6 protein-coding genes and 1 tRNA gene are annotated in these 5,588 nt (G+C 67.3%); 3 read left to right on the top strand and 4 right to left on the bottom strand.

Annotation, left to right across the window (positions count from 1 at the left end):
• Nucleotides 1–677: 677 nt before the first annotated feature.
• Nucleotides 678–753, bottom strand: a tRNA-Ala gene (locus MZTS_RS24630).
• A gap of 121 nt (nucleotides 754–874) precedes the next feature.
• Here MZTS_RS24630 and MZTS_RS24625 point away from each other — a divergent pair.
• Nucleotides 875–1,165, top strand: coding sequence for a YggT family protein (locus tag MZTS_RS24625; protein ID WP_192285947.1), 291 nt, complete (start codon nucleotides 875–877; stop codon nucleotides 1,163–1,165).
• Between the two features lie 202 nt (nucleotides 1,166–1,367).
• Nucleotides 1,368–2,414, top strand: a complete 1,047-nt coding sequence (locus MZTS_RS24620) for a MaoC family dehydratase (RefSeq protein WP_192285946.1) — start codon at nucleotides 1,368–1,370, stop codon at nucleotides 2,412–2,414.
• 28 nt (nucleotides 2,415–2,442) lie between these two features.
• On the opposite strand, the gene MZTS_RS24615 is transcribed toward MZTS_RS24620, so the two are convergent.
• The gene (locus MZTS_RS24615) at nucleotides 2,443–3,234 is read right to left on the bottom strand and encodes a TSUP family transporter (RefSeq protein ID WP_192285944.1); all 792 of its coding nucleotides are present in this window, start codon (nucleotides 3,232–3,234) and stop codon (nucleotides 2,443–2,445) included.
• Between the two features lie 152 nt (nucleotides 3,235–3,386).
• Nucleotides 3,387–4,172, bottom strand: coding sequence for a class II glutamine amidotransferase (locus MZTS_RS24610; RefSeq protein ID WP_192285942.1), 786 nt, complete (start codon nucleotides 4,170–4,172; stop codon nucleotides 3,387–3,389).
• Between the two features lie 284 nt (nucleotides 4,173–4,456).
• Between MZTS_RS24610 and MZTS_RS24605 the strand changes: the two genes are divergently transcribed.
• Nucleotides 4,457–4,849 carry a response regulator gene (locus MZTS_RS24605; RefSeq protein ID WP_009865718.1) on the top strand — a complete coding sequence of 131 codons (393 nt, stop codon included), beginning with the start codon at nucleotides 4,457–4,459 and terminating at the stop codon, nucleotides 4,847–4,849.
• Between the two features lie 91 nt (nucleotides 4,850–4,940).
• On the opposite strand, the gene rpsU is transcribed toward MZTS_RS24605, so the two are convergent.
• On the bottom strand, nucleotides 4,941–5,246 hold the full coding sequence (gene rpsU, locus MZTS_RS24600; RefSeq protein ID WP_009865717.1) for a 30S ribosomal protein S21: 306 nt from the start codon (nucleotides 5,244–5,246) through the stop codon (nucleotides 4,941–4,943).
• Between the last annotated feature and the right edge of the window lie 342 nt (nucleotides 5,247–5,588).

Raw genomic sequence — 5,588 nt, 5'->3', positions numbered from 1 at the left:
TAGGCTTTTCGGATCAGGCTCATGGCCCATCATCTGAGCCACCCGGCCGATAGGTCCATAACAGCCTCTAGGGCACGGACGTTCGAAGCGACTGCAGGGAAAGTCTGCGGGGGGGGGCGCTTTGAGCCCACCGCCTGAGCCGAGCCTCCGTTCGTCCGCTCCCCGGTCCTCAAAGCAGGCAGGCCGCAAAAGGCCATGCTCGGTCGCTCCGAGACAATCAGACTGCCGGCCAGCAGGCCTTCCGAAGGCCCGAGACAGGTCGGAGGCAGCGGTTCAGGCGCCGCGAGTCTGACGTCTGGTCTCCGCTGGCTTAACGGCCGCTTCCCGCCCCGAATAGTCTTCTGGCTGTGAGATCAATCGTATTCAGAAAACGAACGTTTTCTTTCGACAGTAGTTTCCGCGCGCGGACCGGCAGTCATGCAACCAAAGGGGCCGCCGGTCGCAGAGAGGAAGGAGTGAAGACAGCGGATGGCAGGGCGCGCCACCACATGTTAGGCTCCCTCCTACCCGAGTTGCTCGGCATCCGAGGATGTCAAAGGAAGGACCTCCGAGATCGGAGGTGGGCAGGTCAGGCTTGGGGAGAAAACCGTCCCAGAATGGGGACTTCTGGAGAGAACGGGCATTTGCCGATCTCATAACCTATTGCCACCATTCGGTTTTCCTCGGTGAGGAAAACCTGGTGGAGCTGAGGGGATTCGAACCCCTGACCTCCGCAGTGCGATTGCGGCGCTCTCCCATCTGAGCTACAGCCCCGTCCGAGGCGAGGGCCTTTTAGGCTTGTCCGCTTCGACCTGTCAATTCCCGAAATTTCCCGCCGCGCTCCGGCTTTTCGCGACGGGCGCGCGACTGGGTGACGAGGACCGATACCCCCCGCATGAACGCCCTGCTCTGGCTCTTCAACACCGTCATCCAGCTCTACATCTACGTCCTCGTCGCGAGTGCCGTGCTGAGCTGGCTCGTGGCCTTCAACGTGGTCAATGTGCGCAACCCGATCGTCTCGCAGATCGGGGAGTTCCTGTACCGCGTCACGGAACCGCTCCTGCGGCCGATCCGCAACCTGCTGCCCAATCTCGGCGGCGTCGATATCTCGCCGATCATCCTGATCCTGCTGCTGCTGTTCGTGCAGAAGCTGATCACCGATCTCTACATCCAACTCGCCTTCTGAACGCGCCCGCCCGCGCGATGAGCGGCATTGCGCGCGGGCCGGGCCCGTTGCTAAGGCGGACAGGCGCACCGGCTCGGCGCGGGGACCGCCCGATCGAAAAGCCGGTGCGGGATCAGAAGCTTAGGGTCTCGGCTGAATATCGTATTCAGGTCGGGATCCGCCTCAGGCCGGCAAGAGCCGTGACGGGAGCGACGCGCACGCCATGAAGACCAATCCGGGCCGCTTCTTCGAGGATTTCCGCCTCGGCGAAACCATCCGCCACGCCACGCCCCGTACCGTCACCACCGGCGACGTCGCGCTCTACACCGCCCTCTACGGCCCGCGCTTCGCCGTGCAATCCTCGGACGCCTTCGCCCGTGCGATCGGCTACCCGGCGAGCCCGCTCGACGATCTGCTGACCTTCCACGTCGTGTTCGGCAAGACCGTGCCGGACATCTCCCTCAACGCGCTCGCCAATCTCGGCTACGCGGAGGGCGGCTTCCACCGTCCGGTCTATCCCGGCGAGACGCTCTCGACCGTCTCCGAGGTGATCGGCCTCAAGGAAAGCTCCAACCGCCAGACCGGCGTGGTCTATGTGCGCTCCACCGGCTCCGATGCCTCCGGCCGCACCGTGCTGAGCTATTGCCGCTGGGTGCTGGTCCGCAAGCGCGACCCGGAGGCGAAGATCGCCGAGGAGCACGTGCCGACGCTGGCCAAGGTGGTGAACCCGGCCGATCTCGCCCAGGCCCTGCCCCCGCTCGACGCTGCCGCCTACGACGACGTGCTGGCTGGCAGCCCGCATCGCTTCGGCGATTACGCGGTCGGCGAGAAGATCGACCATGTCGACGGCATGACCGTCGAGGAGGCCGAGCACCAGATCGCCACGCGGCTGTTCCAGAACACCGCCAAGGTGCATTTCGACGCGGTCGCGACCAAGGAGACCAAGTTCGGCAAGCGCCTGATCTATGGCGGCCACGTGATCTCGCTGGCCCGCGCCCTCAGCTTCAACGGCCTCGCCAATGCCTTCGCCATCGGCGGCATCAATGCCGGCCGCCACGTCGCGCCGCTCTTCGCCGGCGACACGGTCTATGCCTGGTCGGAGGTGCTGGAGACCGCCGAACTGCCCGGCCGCACCGATATCGGCGCGCTGCGCCTGCGGACCGTGGCGGCCAAGAACCAGCCCTGCACCGCCTATCCGGACAAGCAGGGCGAGGGATACGACCCCTCGGTGATCCTCGACCTCGATTACTGGGCCTTCATCCCGCGCTGAAGCTTGGTTCTGTAAGAGACTGACAGACCTACGAAAAAAATCCGGCCAGCGCCTGACGCAGGGGGTTGGCCGGGTTCGATAGGAGGCGGAGCGCCATCGCGCAGGCGATGGTGACGAGGAGCGGGCGGATCAGCCGGGCGCCGAGGCGCACCGCCAGGGCGGAGCCCGCCTGCGCCCCCAGGAAGGCTCCGGCCGCCATGGCGAGGCCGACCGGCCAGATGACGGCGCCCTGAAGCGTGAACAGGGCGAGGCTGCCGAGATTGCTCGCGGCGTTCGAGAGCTTGGTATGGGCGGTGGCCCGCACCACGCCGAGGCCGAGCAGGGTGACGAAGCCGATCATGTAGAACGAGCCGGCGCCGGGCCCGAACACGCCGTCGTAGAAGCCGACCGCCGGCGCCAGCGTCACGGCGAACAGGCCGGGCGTGATCCGCGCCGCCGCATCCTCGTTGCTCATCCGCCGCGCGGTGGCGAAATAGAGGGCGATGCCGACCAGCAGCAGCGGCACCAGTGCGTCGAGGAGCGGGCGCGGCAGCAGGCTGACGCAGAGCGCCCCGGCCACCGAGGCGAGGCCGGCGGCGCAAGCGGCCGGGCCGGCCTCGGGCCAGCGGATCAGCCCGCGCCGGGCGAAGGCGAGCGTCGCCGAGACCGAGCCGGCGCTGCCCTGAAGCTTGTTGGTGGCGATGGCGCTCACCGGATCGAGCCCGGCGAGCAGCAGGGCCGGCAGGGTCATCAGCCCGCCTCCCCCGGCGATGGCATCGATGGCGCCCGCCACCACGGCCACGCCGAACAGGCCCGCGACCGTTTCAAGCTCGATACTCATGGGGATCCCGAAGGGCTTCCAAGCCCTTTGGCGGGTTTTCAGGGCGAAGCCCTGAGATCGGCGAAGCCGATGGGCAGGGCTCTGCCCTGCACCCGCGAAAGGACTTGTCCTTTCGAAACCTTGACCATGGCGTCTGGCCGCGGGCAAGCCCTTCAGGCGGCGGCCCGCTCCGCGCGGGGCAGGCGGACGTTCGCGCGGCCGCCGCGGGTCGCCCGCAGCGTTCCTCCCTTCGGCACCACCTGCCAGCCCTCCTTGCAGCCGTCGATCGGCTCGGAGACCACGGTGAGGCCGCGCTCGCTCTCGCGGTAGTACAGACTCGGCGGGCGCCCGTCGCAGGCCCAGCGGAAGGCGGTGAGGCTCTCGCCGTCGGTGAGCACGGCGGTGAAGCGGAAGGCTTCCGTGATGCGAGCCTCCTGCATCAGCCCCCGTATGGTGGCGCAGGTCGCCTCCATGGCGCCGACCGGATCGGCCTCCAGGCCGTTGGCCAGCGCCAGCAGGAAGATCGCCTCGGAATCGGTCGAGCCGCGGCGGGTGTCGTAGAGGTCGTCGGGGATCAGCGCATCCAGGCGCCGCTTGATTCGGTGATAGCCGCCGATCTGGCCATTATGTATGAACAGGTGCCGGCCATGGGCGAAGGGATGGCAGTTCGCCCGGGTCGTCGCCGTGCCGGTGGCTGCTCGCACATGGGCGAAGAAGGTCCGCGCCCGCACCTGCCGACAGAGATTGACGAGATTCTCATCCGACCAAGCCGGGCAGATGTCCCGGTAGAGTCCCGGCTCGGCATGCTCGCCGTACCAGCCGATCCCGAACCCGTCCCCGTTGGTTTCGGTCTTGGCCTCCGCGGCGTGCAGGGATTGATGAACCAGCGAATGCGTCGGGGCGCAGACCAGCTCGTTCAGGAAGACCGGCTCACCGAGATAGGCGAGGAAACGGCACATGGCGCGACGAGAGCCTCTTTTGCGGTCCGGGACATCCATGCAAGCCTCGGTCCGTTCGGGCCGGGCCGCGTCGCCGGACTGTAACAATTCGATCGGTAGGATGAACAGTTCGTTAAGGGATCGGCCCCTCTCGGGCCGTTCGGGCCGGCTTGCCCGGCGCGATTGGTCCTGAACCGATCATCCCCGAACTTGTTGTCGCAGGGCAAGCATCGTCGATTCCGCTGCGGGGCGCCCCTGGATGGCCGGCGCCTTCCCCTCCGATCACACAGATTCTGGGAAACATCATGGCTCACACCGGAACGGACAGCCCGGTCGCGCTCGTCGTCGAGGAGGACGAGGCCGCCCGCGACCTCGCCACGGTCCTGATCGAGGAGACCGATCTCGACGTCATCGCCTGTTCGAGCGCGGAGGATGCCCTGGCCGTCCTCGAACGCGGCGACGTCACCGTGGCGATGGTGGTGGCCGACACCCACCTCTCGGGCAAGATGGACGGCGCGGCCCTGGCGCGCACCGTGGAGGACCGCTGGCCGGATGTGCGGCTGGTGGTGACCTCGGAGGCGCGCGAGGAGCGGAGCGCCGGGCTTCCGCCGCATGCCGTCTACATGCGCAAGCCCTGGCTGCCGCTGGAACTCCTGCGGCAGGCCGAGCGCGCCACCCTCACCGCCCGAGCGGCGTGAGCGGCGGCGCGCATGAAAAAACCCCGCCGGTCCGAACCGGCGGGGTTTTTTCCAAATCTGGGATCCGTGGCCCGAATCCGGGCCGTGCGGCTTAGGACGCGGCGGCGGCCGGAGCGGCGGCGGGCTGCTGCGAGAAGTTCGGCATGCCCGGACGGCGCGGGGCGCCGGTACGGGGCTTCGGCTTCGGCGCGGCGATCAGGCCCTCGCGGATCGCGGTCTTGCGGGCCTGCTTGCGGGCGCGGCGGACGGCCTCGGCCTTCTCGCGAGCCTTGCGCACGGACGGCTTCTCATAAGCCTTGCGCTGCTTCATCTCGCGGAAGATGCCCTCGCGCTGCATCTTCTTCTTGAGAACGCGGAGCGCCTGATCGACGTTGTTATCGCGAACGAGTACCTGCAACGGAATCAACCCCTAGATCTGTCGTTTCGAACCGCACCGGCCCCGGTCTCCCGGCCGAACCGGGAAAAAGCCGTCATGCGCCCCTGCCCCGTTTCCATTCCGGGGGAGGCGTCGTGACGGCAGCCGAATCGGTGCGAAAGAATTGCACCTGAGCGCGCGGCTTACACGAAACCCATTCGACTTGAAAGTGCGGGAGAGGCGACCGGGCCCGAAAAGGCCGCCGCCCTCGCTCTGAAAATCCGGCTCCCCCTGGGGGCCTAGAGGCTGTTATGAACCAGCTGCGAGTAGAGCGGCCTTTTTGAGCATGAGACAGACGAAGGCGCCAAGTGTAACGTCGCGCAC

Source organism: Methylorubrum zatmanii (assembly GCF_014845115.1).
GTDB classification, from domain to species: domain Bacteria; phylum Pseudomonadota; class Alphaproteobacteria; order Rhizobiales; family Beijerinckiaceae; genus Methylobacterium; species Methylobacterium zatmanii.
Note: the sequence above shows the minus strand (reverse complement) of the source record. Positions and strands in the feature narration are given on the sequence as shown.

What these genes read in the sequence shown, in the direction of transcription:
- MZTS_RS24625 (WP_192285947.1), top strand. Translation starts at nt 875, where the DNA reads ATGAACGCCCTGCTCTGGCTCTTCAACACCGTCATCCAGCTCTACATC.
- MZTS_RS24620 (WP_192285946.1), top strand. Translation starts at nt 1,368, where the DNA reads ATGAAGACCAATCCGGGCCGCTTCTTCGAGGATTTCCGCCTCGGCGAA.
- MZTS_RS24615 (WP_192285944.1), bottom strand. Translation starts at nt 3,234, where the DNA reads ATGAGTATCGAGCTTGAAACGGTCGCGGGCCTGTTCGGCGTGGCCGTG.
- MZTS_RS24610 (WP_192285942.1), bottom strand. Translation starts at nt 4,172, where the DNA reads ATGTGCCGTTTCCTCGCCTATCTCGGTGAGCCGGTCTTCCTGAACGAG.
- MZTS_RS24605 (WP_009865718.1), top strand. Translation starts at nt 4,457, where the DNA reads ATGGCTCACACCGGAACGGACAGCCCGGTCGCGCTCGTCGTCGAGGAG.